This is a genomic window from Pseudomonas sp. NPDC087615 (genome assembly GCF_044743445.1).
Taxonomy (GTDB): Bacteria; Pseudomonadota; Gammaproteobacteria; order Pseudomonadales; family Pseudomonadaceae; genus Aquipseudomonas; species Aquipseudomonas baetica_A.
This window is the reverse complement of sequence record NZ_JBIUWM010000003.1, coordinates 70,624-88,089: the sequence shown is the minus strand read 5'-3', so window position 1 is coordinate 88,089 and position 17,466 is coordinate 70,624. Positions and strand designations below refer to the sequence as shown.

Genomic DNA, 17,466 nt, shown 5'->3' with positions numbered 1-17,466 from the left:
GTCAGTGTTCCTTTGGGAAATTGGCGGAATGAGCAGACGTGGCCGTGGCTGCCTGGCAGATCGCAAGAAAATCCGCAGACTTCTGGCTGGCGCCGCCGACGAGGACACCACCGACTTCCGGCAGCGTGAGGATCGAGTGGGCACTGGCCGGTTTGACCGACCCGCCGTACAGGATTCGCAGGTTTTTACCCTCAGCCCCCAGACGCAAGGTCAGGCAGGCCCGGATGTGCGCATGCATTTCAATGATTTGTTCGCACGTTGGCATGTGGCCCGATCCGATCGCCCAGAGAGGCTCGTAGGCGATCACCGTGTTGGACGCCGTCATGCCTTCAGGCACACTCCCGGCGATCTGATCACCACAGACGGACAAGGCGTTTCCTGCCAGCCGCTGCTCATTCGTTTCACCGATGCAGATAATTGCCAAAAGACCCGTGCGTCGCGCCGCTTTTGCCTTCCTCGCCACGATTGCATCGGTCTCCGCGTGATGTTGGCGGCGTTCCGAATGCCCAACGATGACCGCGCAGGCACCGGCATCCTTAAGCATCTCTGCGCTGAGGTCGCCGGTAAAAGCCCCCGAAATATCGCCACTGCAATCCTCCCCGCCAATGGCGATGCGGCCAGCGGCCGTCAACGCCGCTTGCGCAATCAGCGTCGCGGGCAGGCACATCAAAACCTCGACCGGTGGCTGCTTCGCTTGCACCGTGGCCGCCACCGCTTCGATTTCACTGAGCTGGGCCGCCATGCCGTTCATCTTCCAGTTGCCGGCGATCAGCGGCTGCCGGTACTTCTGGAGCGACACAGGATCGACATCAGGCGGATGAAACGCTTGTGCTGGGTCAAGCATCGTCATGAAAACCATCCCGCGAGGTTCATCAATAAGGCTCGACGATGCGCTTGAGCAGAGCTTTGTTCTGTGCGCCAGCGCACGCTGCGGTCGACGCGTGTGATCGCTCAAGTTTAACGACAGGTAACCCGCGTTCGGTTCAGGCAGGTGTGCAGCAGTAAACAGAGGTAATCGATTAACAAAATAAAATTGTATGTGTGAAAAATTTATATTGATTTTTTTCAGCCTGGTACCGCTTTAGCATAAATCCAGCTTCAAAAAACCCGCTGGGCAGCGAGTTCGGTGGCCGGCACCACAAACCCATAAAAAATTGTTATCGGAGTCCTGATGAGTCTTTCTCCTTTCCACCTCGCAATCCCTGTTTATGACCTGGCCGCCACACGGCACTTCTACGGAGAGGTGTTCGGCCTTTGCGAAGGTCGCTCAAGCGACCAGTGGGTAGACTTCGATTTCTACGGCCACCAACTGGTCATCCACGAACATCCTAAAACTGCTTCGCAGGAAAGCGTGCACAGCAACCCGGTAGACGGTCACGACGTACCGGTTCCGCACTTCGGCATTATTCTGGAATGGGCTCAATGGGAAGCCCTGGCCGAGCGCTTAAAGGCGCGCGAAACCCAGTTTGTGATCGAACCCTACATTCGCTTCAAAGGCCAGGTTGGTGAGCAGGCCACCATGTTCCTGTTCGACCCGTGCGGCAACGCACTTGAGTTCAAAGCGTTCAAGGATATGAGCCAGCTCTTCGCCAAATGATAAAAAGCTGGCGCGCCATCAAGCGCGCGCCAAGAACACTTAAATGAGCTGGAAACTCATGAATCTGCCTACTGCCCTCAAGCAGTCCTTTCATTCCAACAAAAAGGCTAGACATGAAACGTTTCCCCTTAGTTTGGCAATTAGTTGCCGGGTTGTTACCAAGTACCCGCCGCTGAGTTGCTGCGTAAGGAACTGCATATTGCGACAGGGGCCGTGGGTGTCATCCAGAGTGGTCGTCAAGCCCAAGAAATCCTGCAGAACGGTCGAGCTGACCTGGTTTTTTTCGGACGGCAAATGCTGCGTGATCCATTCTGGGTGCGCACTGCAGCAGATGACTTGAAAGAAATCATTGAGACTCCAGCCGCCGACACTCGTTACGGTTCTGTATGGCTTGATACCAAAGCGTGAATGAGTCCACGTCCTAAGCGGACGGCTGGACGGTTCTGATCCTCAATCCAATCCAATGAAGCAGGAATAAAACCATGAGCAACCCTACTTACGTACACGAATACCAAGCCATCACCGAGGTGCTGAACAAGTACATTGAGGGCTGTAAACAGGCCAAAAGCAGCATCATGAAGCCTGCTTTCAATGATCAAGCAACGATGTTTAGCGTCGATGGCGACGGTCAACTGGCCGGCGGCGCAATTCCAATCCTGTTCGAGGGGATCGACAAGGATTTCCGCCCCTCTCCTGACGCACAGGCGGCTATTACTCGCATTGAAATCGTCGGTAATGCCGCTAGTGCTCGCATTGACGCCAACGGCATGTCAGGCCTCTCTTTCACCGACTTCTTCCATCTGCTGAAAGTAGAAGGCAAGTGGACGGTAGTCAGCAAGATTTTCCAAGCGCATGCAGCGCCTTGATTAGCTCAGGACGGTGCTGATATTCGAGTGCGAGTAAAATGGAAAGCTGGACGTCATTACTCGTTTAATGCTTCTTCACGGCGTGCTCTGTAATCAATTGAGCCAGTAATTTCACGGGCTCGATTAGGCTGCGGCGTGCACGATGCACTAAACCAATATCGCGATGGAATGTACGTTGTTTCAGGTCCATTACACGCACTTCAGTTGGCCATTCCTTATGGGTGGCCGTTTCTGGCACCAAGGCCACTCCGACGCCGTTTGCAACCAGTTTGATAATCGCATCCAACTCATCGAGTTCGCAGACTTCGTGTAATGAAAAATGGGTTTGTCGCAAGAACCGATCAACCTGGCGTCCGCCAAAAGATGAACGGTCATAGCGGATAAAGGGCTGGCTCGATACCAACTCAGCCCAATCCTCGCCAGGCATATCAGCCGGGACAATCAATCGGTAAGGTTCGCGTGCCAATGTTGTCCAGCGCAGATCGCTGTGAAGAGAGAAGGGTGGACGGATGATCGCCGCCATATCGATTTCACCTGAATCGACCTGATTTACCAATTCCATCGACAGGCCAGGCAGGACGCGTGTTCTGCACTGTGAGGATCGTTGATGAAACTCAGCCAAGGCTTCCGGCAAGAAGGAGCGCTGAACCGAGGCAATCGCCCCAATGGTGACCAAAACATTGGCGGGAAGACCCACCGACATCGTGCCCAGATCTTTGAACTGGCGAACCAGTTCCTGGCCTTGCGACAAAACCTGGTGGCCCATTCGGTTGAGCTGCGCGGAGCGTCCTTTTCGGTCGAACAACTCGACCCCAAGCTCTGCCTCAAGTCGTTGCATCTGGGCGCTGACGGCGGCCTGGGTGAGGCCGATTTTGCTGCCAGCCGCCGCAAAAGTACCTTCTCTCGCCACAGCGATTAGTGTTTTAAGTTCTTTGATCATTCGCAAATAATAATTATGTTTCGCTGGGAAATATATCTGTATTTTTTTCGCTAAATCACTGCGTAAAATCGCTTCGAACGCAGGTAAACAAAAGTCAGACGCTCTGCCGGGCGCCTGACGCATGAGCGTTTTTGATGTCGCCAGGCGCAACGTTCAATGTTGTGCAAGACACCAGTCGCAGCAATTTATAACTAAACTAAATGGTTATTTAGTTTAGTTATAAAATTAGAGAATAACGGCGGGGAGGGTACTGCAAACTTGAGTCTCTAGCCTATCGTCAGGGTTAGAATTGTCAGAATTTCACTGCATTTGAGAGCTCAACGTGTCTGAAACGCCTAAAGAGCAGATTGATTTCGTTACCTTAGCGCACGCTTTCGCCGAAAAGTTTGCCGAAATAGCAAGTATAACGGCACCTATCATTGATGCTATGGCGAAGGTGATTCCTCAGTTTGTCTACGAAATCCGTGGTGATCTGTCGGAATATTTAGCAAAGTTGGACGCGCGTCCTGCGCAGTCGAAATTAGCCATGAGCGTTGCTGCTGATAAAGGATGGTTCTTCGGCTGGTCGACAACTTTAGAGGACTTGATGCCGTTGATCGAGCGCATTACAAGCCTCCCAGATGGTGAAATTGATCAGTGCATGGTTGATTACTATCGCGACAATTTTCAGGACTTTGTTGATCGTTTGTTGGCCAATAATCCTTCCAGGTCAACAGCGATTGGTGCTGCGGCAAGGGCTCATAGAGAGTTTGGTGCTGATGGGTTTTTCCTCTCAACACCGGTTTTTATTGCGCAGGCTGATGGGCTGTTGTCCGAAACCCTGGGAGTTGAATCTCCGCTGAATCGGGATGGTAAAGGCCAAAATCGCTCCACAAAGGCAGGTCTGCACTTAAAAGAAAGGTTTGAATCTGATCAGGAGTCGCTTGATCTTCTTCATCCATTTTTCACGCTTCATGATTCTGATTTTCTAAAAAGCTTTGCGGCCCGAAGCCAATCATCCAGCTCCAGCGGGGTCTTTACTGCACTGAATCGTCACCAGGTGATGCACGGGGAATGTTCCGACTACGGAACTGAAGTGAATAGCTTGAAAGCGTTTTCGTTTCTGGTTTTTGTAGGCTTGCACCTGCAATGCATCTGCTCAGACCAGGACCTGTTGAGATGAGCCTGAAATCTGACCACAGAGCCCCCCAGACCTCTATAGGATAATTCGCATAATGTATATTATGTTAAACGACAGGTGATGTCATAGATGTTCATAAGCTGTCTGTTTCCACTTACCTAGATATCTCAACCCCTTGCCGCCCCATTCTTACAACTGCCATTACGCTGCTCTGTCACGAAACTGCGTTTTCGCGGCTGACGCCTCTAAAGCTCGAATTCTTGATGTTCAAAACTTCGCAGGCCCGTGGCACCTTTTCAGCCTGCCGCGGTTGCTCATTCTCTTTTTGAACCGACGCTACCAACGCCACGGTTTCTTGCTCACGCAGATCGGCTACAGCAAGGGCCTGTGAAGTGCCTTTACCTATTCAAATCGAGCTGAGATCTGCTCAAGCCGGCGTTATGGGAGATCACTTCCCGGGCCTCCTCCATAAGCTGATCCACTGGCGTTTGCACCATGCCGGTGAGCGTGTCACTCGGGCGCTGGAACAGCGCTATGCCCACCCGCCTGTTCTTGCGACGGACCTTGTGCCTGGCAGGCCGAGATAATCCAGCACTCCGCCAATAAGCATTACTCGCTAAGCGATGACGGCGCATCCTTGTCGCGTGAATAACAACAATTATCATTGGTATTAGTGTTTTCGAAGCGTATTATCTGCACGCTTTGTATCTGAATCATGTCCATAAGGAGTCGGGCTTGACGCACACTAATCCGGAAAAACAACAGCTATTGCTCTCGCGCTGGAGTGAGGCACTCGATACCCCGGCCTTTAGATCCCATCGCATCACGCTCGACCATTTGAGCAATGCGCTGGAGTCTGCGTCGCAGCGTAGCTTCCAACGTCTGATCCAGGCGCTGTTTCGCGAAGATCTGATCAAGCCCGACGACTGTGAATACGACGAATACAACCACTGTTGGTTGCCGCTTGAGAATGGCGCGCGTCTTTGTTTCGAACACTTGTCTGCCGGGCGAATGAACAGCTGGGACGTCCGTGGCAGCATTACGCTTCACCGCCCCGCAAGCCTGCCGCAAAAAATCCTGCTGCCCTCTGAATTGCTGGCCCATCTCAGCCCCCAGCTCAACCCTGCTGCTTCTAAGGAAGTACTGGAGCGTCTGGCCTTGGAGCTCGATGACAGCTTCAGCAATGACACGCTGTGCCTGGCCTTCCATCACAACTGGACTCTCCAGCTCAAGAACCGGATCGACCCGAGCTACGACGACAACTTGTTGGCCTGGCTCAAAGACAGCAGCGCGTTGGAGAACCCCACCTCGCTGTTGGAACAATGGGGCACGCTGGGCCATCCGTGGCATCCGAACTACAAGACCAAACTCGGCCTCAGTGCCTCTCAGGTGATCGCCTTTTTGCCGGAATTCGAGGCGAGGTTTCCGATTATGCTGTGCGCTCTGCACCGCCAATACACCCACGTCGAATCACTGACAGGTACGCCGGATTATTGGGACTGGTGGCAAGGCAATTTTCCACAGGCCGCCAAACACCTGCACGCTCATTTGCAAAGCAGAGGACTGGATGCAGCGGATTACCTCCCACTCCCCGCGCACCCTTGGCAGGCCCATGAAGAGTTACCACGCTCATTTGCCAATGAGATCGCCGACAACCTACTGATCCTGACTGATATCGTCGCGTTCACCGCTCATCCCACCATGTCGTTTCGCACTGTTGTGCCGGGTGCCAGCCGCACCGCGCCGATGGTCAAACTCCCGGTGGCACTGCGTCTGACCAGCGTGCAGCGCACCGTCTCGCCGCGCTCGGCGCGGATGGGACCGCGTATCAGTCATTTGTTGCTGAGAATTCTCGATCAGGAGCAGCAGATCCAGCGCTTGCTGAACATCGTGCCGGAACGTATCGGCGTGCATTACGCGCCACAACCGGTGGACGATGAACGCTCACGACATGCCGCCGTGCTTTACCGGGACAACCCGCTGAGCCTGTTGCAAACCGGTGAAATGGCTGTCCCGGTCGGCAGCCTGTTCGCGATGGATGAGCATCAGCAGCCGTTACTTCGTCAGTGGGTGCGCCTGGCCCAGGGGCGTGATGACGGCGAAGCCATGCAGGCATTCTTTCGCGACTACCTGTCGATTGCCGTACCGAGTCTGCTCGGTATCTATCTGATGTATGGCGTGGCCTTCGAAGCCCACCAGCAAAACAGCTTTATGGTGATGGGCGCCGATGGGCAATTGAGTCGCCTGTTGCTGCGCGACTTCGGTGACATTCGCATTGATCGCAAGACCCTGCATGCCCATGGCCTCGATATTGAGCTGCACGACCCGAAGATGACGCTCTACGACGAATCAAGTTTTGTCCGAGACAAACTTCTGCACACCACATTCATGTGCCATTTGGGTGAACTGGCCTTGCTCTGCGCTCGTCATTGGAACGTGCCAGAGAAACTCCTGTGGGATGAATTGGCGGCGCAGGTCAGTGATTGCTTTGACGCATTGCGCGAGCGCGTCGAACCGCAACGCTGGGAAACCGAACGTCAAGCCTTGCTTGTGCAGGACTGGCCGGCCAAGTCATTTATGCGCATGCGCTTGCTCGACAGCCATGCCGACATTGTCGGCCGTCTCAGCAACCCACTGAAAGTCAACGCCCATGGTGGCTAACGGCAGCGCTTTAAGGCTGTTGGTGCTGATCCAGTTCATTTCCATGGGTGCCATGGAGATGAGCGGCCCGTTCTGGCCCTTGCAAATTCAACATCTGCTCGGGCCCGAACAGGCCCGTTACACTGCACTGCTATCCGCCATGGTCTATGCCGGCCCCATGCTTGCGGCCATGCTCTTGACGCCGTTGTGGGGCCGTCTGGGTGACCGTACCGGGCACAAGCCGATGATCGTTCGGGCATTGCTGGCATTGGCGCTGTGCCAGGGGCTGGCGGCCATTACGCTCGATCCCTGGTTGTTGGTCGCGATCCGGGTAATTCAAGGCGCACTGGCCGGCTTTCTAGCCGCCGCTCAGGCGTACGCCCTGGCCTGTTGCGACAGCTCGGATCGCGGGCGAACCCTGGCGCGATTGCAATCGGCAACCGCAGTCGGCTCGTTGGTGGGGCCGGTGCTGGGCGGTTGGTTGATGGACGTCTCAGGGTTTGCCCTGCTCTGCTATGGCGCTACGCTGATTTGCCTGCTGTGTGCGTTGGGTAGTTTCTTTCTGCCGGCCGATACGGCCCGGCCAGCACAGAAAAAAACATCTGCCAGCGCGACCTTGCCGAAAGGCTGGATGGGCGGAATTTTGTTGGTGATCGTACTGATCCAGGCCGCCAAGATGATGCCTCAGCCCTTCTATGCGCTGTACGTCGCCAATGTACTGCAAGCGCCCGGCTGGCTGATTGGCGCTACCTACGCCGCCAGCGCCGCAACCCTGGCCATTTCCGCGCCGCTGTGGGGGCGGCTGTTCGATCGCTGGCAACCGGCCTATACCCTGCGCGTCATCGAAGGCGTGGCGTGGTTGTGTGCATTGACCCTTGCCGCGACCGCACTGGCCAACGAATGGATCGGCTTTCTCGCCACCCGACTGCTGTGGGGCCTTTGGCAAGGCGCCCTGCTACCAGTGGCCTATGCCCTGATCGCCAATACTGTTTGCCCCACCAAGCAGGGTTTTGCTCTGGGCCTGGGCAACAGCGCGGCGAAAGCCGGCGCTCTGCTGGGAGCCGTCCTGGGCGGCATCGGCATGGGGCTGGTCGGGCTGGACCATAGCTTCTGGCTGGTGGCCCTGACCTACGCCTTGGCCGCTTTGGGTGTCCGCTGGGTACGAGCCTCAACCGCGATGCAGCCCACTGTTTTCTCTACCAACACTCATCACAACTAAAAAAAGACTACATCATGACCCGAACCAAGCTATCCCTGTTGATTGCGCTGCTCAGCACCTTCAGTGCCCGGACCTGGGCCGTGGAATCCGAGAAGCCAGGTACCCTGAACATGCAAGCTACCGTCGTCTCAGCCACCCGCAGCGAAGCGAGCATTGCCTCGATTCCCGGCTCGGTACAAGTTATCGACGAGCAACAGATCCGAGAACAAAGCGGCGCCGGTCGTCGAGTGTCCGACATCCTTGGGCAACTGGTGCCAGGGATTGCCCCACCCACTGGCGGTATGAGCAACTTCGGTCAGACCCTGCGCGGGCGCAACATTCTGGTATTGGTTGATGGCGTGTCGCAAAACGCTACCCGAGACAACTTCCGCCAGTTGAACAGCATCTCGCCCGCCAGCATCGAGCGCATCGAGGTGGTGTCCGGCGCGAGCAGCATCTACGGTGCCGGTGCTTCGGGCGGCATCATTAACATCATCACCAAGCGCAATCAGGGCCAGGACATCGCGTTCAGCAGCAAACTGGGCATGAGCAGCGGTAACAACCTCAACCGTAAAGGCTTCGTCTACGAGGCGTTCCAAAGTGCGACAGGCCGTCAGGACGCACTGGACTGGTATGTTTCGGCAGACATGACGCAACGCAACGACCAGTTCGACGGCAACGGCAACCGCATTCCTCAGGACACGTCCCAAGGCAGCAACATGGACACCGAAACCTATGACCTGCAAGGTCGGTTCGGTTATGAACTGGATGCCGACAAAAAACTCAGCTTGTCGCTACAAGACTACAAGGACCAGCAGGATACCGGTTACACCAAAGCCTCGCGCAATGGTGAGGCCGTCGCGGTCCAGGGCTTGAAGCTCGACGACCAGCCCTACACCCATAACCAGGCAGTCAATCTCAACTACGCCGACAAGGATTTCTACGGCCAGGGTCTGCAAGTCGAAAGCTATTGGCGTCGTGCCGATGCGCTGTTCTTCCCCGACCTGTCACGGGGTAAAGCCGGCGTTTCGGACAACAACAGCGTGCAAGACGTGTATGGCCTGCGTGCGGCCATCGACACCCCGCTGCCGTCGATCGGCGATGCTACCGGCAATCTGGTCTGGGGCGCCGATTACGACCACGAGCGCTCTCGTCAGCGCGGCGACCAGTACCGGGTCAACGGTCTGAACTACACCAAGACCGGCACCACCTATGAACTGGGCCCGGACACCGAAACCACCACCAAAGCGCTGTTCGGGCAAATGTCCTGGGACATCGGCGACTGGACCCTGCGCGGTGGCATACGGCGCGAGTGGATCGAAAGCGAAGTCTCCGACAGCATCGCCTACGGTGAAATCGTCCAGACTGGCAAACGCGCGACCTTGCCCGGCGACACTCTCAAATATGATGCGACCCTCTACAACCTGGGTGCTGTCTATCACCTGAGCGCAAACCAGGACATCTTCGCCAATTACAGTCAGGGCTTCTCGCTGCCCGACATCCAACGCTTCCTGCGGGACGTCAACAGTCGCTTCGATATTCAGACCCTCAACGCCCAAGCGATCAAGGTCGACAGCTACGAGCTGGGCTGGCGCGGCAATTGGGACAAATGGCAAGCCGACGTCACCGTGTATGAAAACACCTCTGACGTCACCCAGTTCTTTGACGCCAACGACCGTGTGTTACGCCTGATCAACCAGAAGGAACGCGTGCGCGGCATCGAGAACAGCCTGACGTATCGCCCGACCGAGCACTGGTCGGTGGGCGGCACTTACGCATGGGCCAAAGGTGAAACCCAACAGAACGGCAAATGGATCGACCTGCCGGCCACCCGCATTTCACCGGCCAAAACTACGTTGTTCGTCGGTTTCACTGAGGACGACTACAGCCTGCGTCTGCAGGGTATGCATCTGTCCAGCTACGACGAGGCTGCCAAAGACAACAACGGCCGCGAAATCCAGGGCTATACCCTGGTGGACATGCTCGGTTCGGTGGAACTGCCGGTCGGCCGACTTGAAGGCGGGGTCTACAACCTCACCAACCGCACCTACCAAAACCTCTTCGCCCAGGCCAACGCCCGTGCGCCTTTTGCCAATGCCGAAGGGCGTACGCTGAGCGTCAGCTACTCGGTCGACTGGTAACTCAAGGGGTACATAACGTGTGAACTGTCATCGTTTTTTGAACGATGACAGATTACAGGCGCTCGCACTGACCGAACATATCCGGGCTTTCTTTCGGTCAGACTGCGTTGCTCTTTGCCGACGCCCCGCGTAAAAAAGTCTGTCCCTCATCGATCGTGCAAGGAGCATTGGATGCTGGCGTTACACACGACACATGATTTGACGACCTGATCTTCCATCTTCGGCTCAGCTGATGAGTCGTCCAAACAACAGCACCCAGGCCTCACTGCGCGCCCTGCCCCATCCGACTCGCTAGCTTCTGCTCTTTCGATATGCCGTCAGTCCGGGCACAATGCGCATCCTTTTTTTGGCTGGCCTTGCCGGAGGCCTCGAAATGATCAAAACGCCGTACTACCTCATCGACAAACAGAAACTGCTGACGAACATGCAGAAGATTGCCTATGTGCGCGAACAGTCCGGGGCAAAGGCCCTGCTGGCGCTCAAGTGCTTCGCTACATGGTCGGTGTTCGATTTGATGCAGCAATACATGGACGGCACCACATCGTCGTCGCTTTACGAACTCAAGTTAGGTCGTCAGAAGTTCGAAGGCGAAACCCATGCCTACAGCGTGGCCTGGGCCGACGACGAGATCGAGGAGATGCTCGACAATTGCGACAAGATCATCTTCAACTCCATCAGCCAACTGCAACGCTTTGCCAAGCGCTCTGAAGGCAAAACCCGTGGCCTGCGCGTCAACCCGCAAGTCAGCAGCTCTGATTATCTGCTGGCCGACCCGGCGCGCCCGTTCAGCCGTCTGGGCGAGTGGGACCCGGTGAAGATCGAAGGCGTCATTGACCAGATCTCCGGCTTCATGTTCCACAACAACTGCGAGAACGGCGACTTCAGCCTGTTCGACCAAATGCTCTGCACCATTGAAGAACGCTTCGGTGAGCTGCTGCACAAGGTCAGTTGGGTCAGCTTGGGCGGTGGTATTCACTTTACCGGCGAAGGCTATGCGCTGGACGCGTTCTGCGCACGGCTCAAGGCGTTCTCGCAAAAGTACGACGTTCAGGTCTACCTGGAGCCTGGCGAAGCGGCGATCACCAACAGTGCCTCACTGGAAGTCACGGTGCTCGACACCCTCTACAACGGTAAGCACCTGGCGGTGGTGGACAGCTCCATCGAAGCCCATCTGCTTGACCTGCTGATTTATCGCCTCAACGCTAAACTGGCGCCGAGCGAGGGTGATCACACCTACATGGTGTGCGGTAAGTCGTGCCTGGCCGGGGACATCTTCGGTGAGTATCAATTTGACCGTCCGCTGGCCATCGGTGATCGGCTGTCATTCGTCGACACCGCGGGTTACACCATGGTCAAGAAGAACTGGTTCAACGGCCTGAAAATGCCATCCATCGTTGTGAAACAACTCGACGGTACAGTCGAAGTGGTTCGCGAATTTGGTTATGAAGACTACCTGTCCAGCCTTTCGTAAACGGACAGATACAGGAGAGAGAAAGCAATTGAAAAAGAACGTTCTTATCATTGGTGCAGGAGGTGTCGCTAAGGTGGTGGCCCACAAGTGCGCGCAGCACAACGACGAACTCGGTCGTATTGCTATCGCGTCGCGCAACATCTCCAAGTGCCAGGCCATCATCGACAGCGTCAAAGCCAAGGGTAGCCTCAAGGTACCCGCCGACATCTGCGCCTTTTCGCTCAATGCACTGGATGTTGAAGCAACCAAGGCGCTGATCCTGGAAACCGAATCACAGATCGTGATCAACGTCGGTTCCGCGTTCCTTAACATGTCGGTGCTGCGTGCCTGCATCGATACCGGGGTGGCCTACCTGGACACCGCCATTCACGAAGAGCCGGGCAAGGTCTGCGAGACTCCGCCGTGGTACGGCAACTACGAGTGGAACCACCTGGATGAGTGCAAACAGAAGAACATCACGGCCATCCTCGGCGTGGGCTTCGACCCAGGTGTCGTCAACGCTTATGCAGCGCTGGCGCAACAACAGTATTTCGACAGCATTGACTCGATCGACATTCTCGACGTCAACGCTGGCTCCCATGGCAAATATTTCGCCACCAATTTCGACCCGGAGATCAACTTCCGTGAGTTCACCGGACAGGTGTGGAGCTGGCAGAACAGCCAGTGGACCAGCAACACCATGTTCGAAGTCAAGCGTACCGACGACCTGCCGGTAGTCGGCTCGCAGAATCTGTATCTGACCGGCCATGATGAAGTGCACTCGTTGTCCAAGAATCTCAACGTGCCCAATGTGCGTTTCTGGATGAGCTTCGGCGAACACTACATCAATGTGTTTACGGTACTGAAAAACCTCGGTCTGCTCTCCGAGCAACCGGTCATGACCGCCGAAGGCCTGGAAGTTGTGCCGCTGAAAGTGGTGAAGGCCGTGCTGCCTGATCCGAGTTCGCTGGCGCCCGGCTACACCGGCAAGACCTGCATCGGCGATCTGGTCAAGGGCACCAAGGATGGTCAACCGCGCGAGGTGTTTATCTACAACGTGGCCGACCACGAGGAAGCCTACGCCGAAACCGATAGCCAGGGCATTTCCTATACCGCTGGCGTACCACCGGTAGCCGCAGCGTTGCTGGTCGCCCGTGGCGAGTGGGATGTGCAGCGAATGGCCAATGTCGAGGAACTGCCGGCCGAGCCATTCCTCAAGGCGCTGGATGTGATGGGCCTGCCGACCCGCATCAAGGACGAGAATGGAGACCGTCCCTGGAGCTGAAGCGACTGAGGCTCACAACCTATAGCTGAGCTTCATTGCCTGCTCCAAAAACGCCGCTCACTGAGCGGCGTTTTTGTATGCACTAAAAATCAGGAGGACGCGACTTCTGAGCGTTGTGGCGCGGGCATGTTGCTCCTGAGCTGCTGCCAAGCGAGCTGCGCCTGGACTTGGGCGACGGCATCCAGGACTCTCTGCGCCCAGTTCTCATCCTCCGGATGCACGACAACAACGCGAAAGCCGTGATCATGCCCTTCCGTGCGTACGCCCTCGGAGTCATCGACATGCAAGTCGATATCGAAGGCCGGCGGGAATTTCGACGGGCCTTTTGACAACCCATTGATCGTCAGCGCACGGTTATGCAACACACTGTTGACCACCCCGTCGACACGGATGCCATATAGCAACAACCAACGTCTGATGTAGGACGGTGTCCGGCCGGACGACGTATAGACCCAGATGCTGCAGCCTTGGCGACGCAACTCTCGGGTCAGAGCGCGAGTTCCGATTCGCAGTGGTTCCCCCAGCCAACGATGAACACAGGCCGGCAACCAGCTCTGCTCGACTGCGCAGTGGTGGAGTTGGCAGGCCAGCGTGTCATCGATATCGAACGAAACCCGGATGCGCTGACGTCTGAATACGTGCATCGGGATAGCACACCGCAAGGCTTGCCATGCCCGGCTACCGGAGGATCGATACTTGGCAGGTATTGGAAACCCGTTCATCAATTTCCCCCTTGGAAGACGTGCAAGGCCCTGTCGCTGAGAAAAAAACTCATCGATTCAGGCGCCTGATTTTCCAGGAAGGCTGCATATTTTTTCTTGATCTTGGGTAATTCGTACAACGCCTTGACTCCATGCTTTGCAGAGTTGCGCATGACCGATGATGGGTTGAAGTAGCCCTCGGCGTTTTCCAGCGTCAGTACGAACGGAGGCAAACCGGCGCGCATGAGCAAATAGCTGACGAGGAGCGACCCAGTGCGGTTATTGCCTTCAATAAACAACTGCGGCTTGCTGAGGATTCGCACATAGACACCGGCCGCACGCTTCCAGACTGATTCGCTGCGATACGCGCAGTACCAATTGAACAAGTCCTTTATTCCTCCCTCAACGTTGTTGAAGAAGTGTTCCTCGGTGGCGGCCAGATGTTGAGCGTACTCCTGTCGGCGGACCGGGTCTGTGCCACAGAGTACAGTGGCATTGATCTCAAGCATCAGGTTCAGTTGCTGAAGGTCGAACAGGTCGACGCCGCTGGCGACATAGCCGTCAATCAACGCATAACCTTCAAGCACATTGTGCAGCACTTCGTCAGTCAAGGGATCGCGCTGCTCGGTGAAGTGCCTGCTGAGCTCGCAAAAGCGACCCTGCACCTCTCGCAGGGCGCGTTCAATGGCAGACAAATCCAGACGACGCGTTACAGACATTGGCAATCCTGAGAAACGGTGGATAAGAAGGTAAACAACCGGACGTTAGTTGTTTAGCTGAACTTGCCGCTGATGTAATCCCCCGTCATTTGTTCGCGCGGGTTATCGAAAATCTGCGCCGTTGGGCCCATCTCAACCAGATAGCCGGTGCGCGTGCCCTGAGAAATATCAACCGAGAAAAAGGCCGTCGTATCAGCAACACGGATGGCCTGCTGCATATTGTGGGTGACCAGTGCGATGGTGTAATCCTTCTTCAACTCAACCATCAACTCCTCGACCCGTCGGGTAGCGATTGGGTCGAGTGCCGAGCAGGGCTCGTCCAGCAACAGGACTTCCGGTTCGGTCGCGATGGCCCGAGCGATACAAAGCCGTTGCTGCTGGCCTCCGGAGAGTGACAGGCCGCTGACCTTGAGCTTGTCCTTGACTTCATCCCACAACGCGGCGCCCTGCAAGGCGTGCTTGACGCGGTCACCCAGGTCGCCCTTGTAGCGGTTGAGGCGCAGGCCAAACGCAACGTTGTCGAAAATGCTCATCGAGAATGGATTCGGTTGTTGAAACACCATCCCGATGTAGCGCCGCACGACCACCGGATCAACGCCCTTGCCATAGACGTCTTGCCCAAGGAAATGCACGTGCCCTTCAAACCGAAAACCTTTCACCAGATCGTTCATCCGATTGAGGCTGCGCAGCACCGTGCTTTTGCCGCAGCCAGACGGACCGATGAAACCGGTGATTTTGTTTTTTTCGATGGGTACATGGCTGTCACGCACCGCCATGAAGTTGCCGTAGAAAATCTTGTCGAGCTTACAGTCCATGACCACAGGTGTCTGGGTGACAAAAGGAGCGGCTATTGGCGCAGTTGATACGTTCAAAATTCAGATGCTCCCGTTTTCAATACTTGGGCTTGCCGAAAATGCGGCTCAGAATGTTCACGACCAGCACGATCATCACCAGCACCAGCGAAGCTGCCCAGGCGAGTTCGAGTTGATTGTCGAATGGCATGCCGGAGAAGTTGTAAATCAGTACCGCGAGCGATGCTGTCGGATTCATGACCGCCAGGCTGCCGTCGTGGAAGATCCAGTAGTTGCTGAACAACGCGGTAAACAACAACGGCGCGGTTTCGCCCGCCGCGCGAGCCACGGCCAGCATGACACCCGTCAGGATCGCCGGCATACCGGTAGGCAATACGATTTTCCAGATGACCTGCGAGCGGGTGCAGCCCATGCCGTAGGCGGCATCCTTCATGATCTTGGGCACCATCCTCATCGACTCTTCAGCCGTGAGTACGACGATGGGCAACATCAGTACCGCCAGCGCCACGCCGCCCGCCGGTGCCGAGTAAGTACCGGTGGTCATCACCACCAGCGCATAGGCAAACACCCCGGCGAGAATGGATGGCAGGCCCGTGAGCATCTTGGCGGCAAAGCGCGAGGCGTTTGCCAGCTTGCTGTCCGGCCCCAGTTCAGCCAGAAAGATAGCCGCCATGATGCCGACCGGAACCGCGATTGCCGCCGCGATACCGACCATGACGAAGGTGCCTGCCATCGCGTTGCCGAAGCCACCACCGGTCTCGAACCCGGTTGGCGGCAGTTCGGTGAACACCTCCAGGCTCAGACGTGCCCCTCCGCGCGTGATCAGCATGTAGAGCACCGAGATCAGCGGCACGCTGGCCAGTAGAGCGCCAGCCCAGACCAGTGTCGTCAGCACCAGGCTGCGCAGGGCACGGCCTTCGAACCGGCGCTGTAGGCTCGGCATCGCGGTGATAGGAGATGAGAGATCCGTCATTATTTGGTACCCCGCTGGGCGTAGACCATGATCAGCGAACCGATAATGTTCACCAGTAGCGTGATGAACATCAGCACCAGTGCGGCGTACATCAACACTTCGATCTCGTTCGGCCCGGCTTCGGGGAAATTCAGCGCCAGCAAGGCCGCCAACGTATTGGCCGGTGCAAACAGAGAAAGCGAAATGTTGTTAGCGTTGCCCACCAGCATGGCCAGCGCCATGGTTTCACCCAGCGCGCGGCCCAGGCCGAGAACCAGCGAGCCGAAAATACCAGTGGCCGCGGATGGCACCATCACCTTGAGAATCGCTTCCCAATGGGTGGTCCCCATGCCGTAGGCGGCTTGCTTGGTTTTCATCGGGACCCCGGTCAGGGCGTCCTGCGAAACGGCAGCAATGGTCGGCAGAATCATGATGGCCAGTACCAGTGCCGCAGGTAGCAGTCCTGGCCCGCTCAAGGACGTGCCAAAAAAAGGTATCCAGCCCAGTTCGCTGTTCAGCCACGCCGTGAGCGGGCGAATCGCCGGGATTACCACGTAAATCCCCCAGAGGCCATAAACGACGCTGGGAATGGCTGCCAGTAATTCGACGATGGTGCGAAACACGGCTGCCAGCTTCGCCGGCAGGAAATCCTGGGTCAGGAAAATCGCCATGCTCACACCGAAAAAGCCTGCAATCAGCAACGCGATCAGGGCACTGTAGAGCGTGCCCCAAATGGCCGGCAGAATGCCGTATTTGCCTTGGTTAACGTCCCAGACGGATCCAAAAATCACATCCAGGCCGTGCTTTTCCATGCCTGGAATGGCCTTGCGTCCCACTTCAAATATGAGCGCAAAGACCAACGCCAGAATCAGAACCACCCCTATTCGCGCTAGCGCACGAAAGATGCGATCAACCAGGAAGTCCTTTGCAGAGGGCGGCTGGCAGGCAGAAGCCGGGTTAACCGGTACGACAAAAGGTGTGTTCATTGGCGAGTTCCGGATCAGAGTAGGAACTCCCCCGGCATGGCTTGCCGCGCATACCGAGA

The 17,466-nt window shown here is 56.3% G+C and carries 16 protein-coding genes; 9 read left to right on the top strand and 7 right to left on the bottom strand.

Annotation, left to right across the window (positions count from 1 at the left end):
* Nucleotide 1: 1 nt before the first annotated feature.
* Nucleotides 2-850, bottom strand: coding sequence for a triose-phosphate isomerase (gene tpiA / locus ACIOU6_RS03035; protein ID WP_401133705.1), 849 nt, complete (start codon nucleotides 848-850; stop codon nucleotides 2-4).
* Between the two features lie 321 nt (nucleotides 851-1,171).
* Between tpiA and ACIOU6_RS03030 the strand changes: the two genes are divergently transcribed.
* The 3 genes from ACIOU6_RS03030 to ACIOU6_RS03020 all read left to right on the top strand — a co-directional run bounded on the left by ACIOU6_RS03030 (nucleotide 1,172) and on the right by ACIOU6_RS03020 (nucleotide 2,463).
* Nucleotides 1,172-1,597: a VOC family protein gene (locus tag ACIOU6_RS03030; protein ID WP_221731758.1), complete on the top strand. Its 426-nt coding sequence runs from the start codon at nucleotides 1,172-1,174 to the stop codon at nucleotides 1,595-1,597.
* A 177-nt stretch (nucleotides 1,598-1,774) separates the two neighbouring features.
* Nucleotides 1,775-2,005, top strand: a complete 231-nt coding sequence (locus tag ACIOU6_RS03025; protein ID WP_401133702.1) for a hypothetical protein — start codon at nucleotides 1,775-1,777, stop codon at nucleotides 2,003-2,005.
* A 74-nt stretch (nucleotides 2,006-2,079) separates the two neighbouring features.
* Entirely contained in the window at nucleotides 2,080-2,463 is a 384-nt protein-coding gene (locus ACIOU6_RS03020; protein ID WP_221731759.1) for a nuclear transport factor 2 family protein, read from the top strand.
* 64 nt (nucleotides 2,464-2,527) lie between these two features.
* On the opposite strand, the gene ACIOU6_RS03015 is transcribed toward ACIOU6_RS03020, so the two are convergent.
* A complete protein-coding gene (locus tag ACIOU6_RS03015) occupies nucleotides 2,528-3,403 on the bottom strand; it encodes a LysR substrate-binding domain-containing protein (protein ID WP_401133863.1) in 876 nt (291 codons plus the stop codon).
* A 322-nt stretch (nucleotides 3,404-3,725) separates the two neighbouring features.
* Here ACIOU6_RS03015 and ACIOU6_RS03010 point away from each other — a divergent pair, with 322 nt between their 5' ends.
* From ACIOU6_RS03010 to ACIOU6_RS02985, 6 genes are all read left to right on the top strand, one after another.
* Nucleotides 3,726-4,565: a hypothetical protein gene (locus tag ACIOU6_RS03010; RefSeq protein ID WP_401133699.1), complete on the top strand. Its 840-nt coding sequence runs from the start codon at nucleotides 3,726-3,728 to the stop codon at nucleotides 4,563-4,565.
* Nucleotides 4,566-5,258: 693 nt separating this feature from the next.
* Entirely contained in the window at nucleotides 5,259-7,184 is a 1,926-nt protein-coding gene (locus tag ACIOU6_RS03005) for an IucA/IucC family protein (RefSeq protein WP_401133697.1), read from the top strand.
* Complete coding sequence (locus ACIOU6_RS03000; RefSeq protein ID WP_401133694.1) at nucleotides 7,174-8,382, top strand: MFS transporter; 1,209 nt, start codon at nucleotides 7,174-7,176, stop codon at nucleotides 8,380-8,382. Before ACIOU6_RS03005 ends, ACIOU6_RS03000 begins: the two co-directional genes overlap by 11 nt.
* Nucleotides 8,383-8,396: 14 nt before the next feature.
* Nucleotides 8,397-10,502, top strand: coding sequence for a TonB-dependent receptor (locus ACIOU6_RS02995; RefSeq protein ID WP_221731763.1), 2,106 nt, complete (start codon nucleotides 8,397-8,399; stop codon nucleotides 10,500-10,502).
* A 373-nt stretch (nucleotides 10,503-10,875) separates the two neighbouring features.
* Nucleotides 10,876-11,973: a carboxynorspermidine decarboxylase gene (locus tag ACIOU6_RS02990; RefSeq protein WP_221731764.1), complete on the top strand. Its 1,098-nt coding sequence runs from the start codon at nucleotides 10,876-10,878 to the stop codon at nucleotides 11,971-11,973.
* Between the two features lie 28 nt (nucleotides 11,974-12,001).
* Nucleotides 12,002-13,237, top strand: coding sequence for a saccharopine dehydrogenase family protein (locus tag ACIOU6_RS02985; RefSeq protein WP_221731765.1), 1,236 nt, complete (start codon nucleotides 12,002-12,004; stop codon nucleotides 13,235-13,237).
* An 89-nt stretch (nucleotides 13,238-13,326) separates the two neighbouring features.
* Here ACIOU6_RS02985 and ACIOU6_RS02980 read toward each other — a convergent pair whose 3' ends face one another.
* The 5 genes from ACIOU6_RS02980 to pstC form a co-directional block, all read right to left on the bottom strand.
* Nucleotides 13,327-13,881, bottom strand: a complete 555-nt coding sequence (locus ACIOU6_RS02980; protein ID WP_401133689.1) for a hypothetical protein — start codon at nucleotides 13,879-13,881, stop codon at nucleotides 13,327-13,329.
* Between the two features lie 77 nt (nucleotides 13,882-13,958).
* Entirely contained in the window at nucleotides 13,959-14,657 is a 699-nt protein-coding gene (locus ACIOU6_RS02975) for a hypothetical protein (protein ID WP_401133686.1), read from the bottom strand.
* Between the two features lie 53 nt (nucleotides 14,658-14,710).
* Entirely contained in the window at nucleotides 14,711-15,472 is a 762-nt protein-coding gene (pstB, locus tag ACIOU6_RS02970) for a phosphate ABC transporter ATP-binding protein PstB (protein ID WP_017847588.1), read from the bottom strand.
* 76 nt (nucleotides 15,473-15,548) lie between these two features.
* Nucleotides 15,549-16,442 carry a phosphate ABC transporter permease PstA gene (gene pstA, locus ACIOU6_RS02965; protein WP_221731768.1) on the bottom strand — a complete coding sequence of 298 codons (894 nt, stop codon included), beginning with the start codon at nucleotides 16,440-16,442 and terminating at the stop codon, nucleotides 15,549-15,551.
* Entirely contained in the window at nucleotides 16,442-17,407 is a 966-nt protein-coding gene (pstC, locus tag ACIOU6_RS02960) for a phosphate ABC transporter permease subunit PstC (RefSeq protein ID WP_401133681.1), read from the bottom strand. The genes pstA and pstC overlap by 1 nt, the downstream gene beginning before the upstream one ends.
* Nucleotides 17,408-17,466 lie beyond the last annotated feature (59 nt).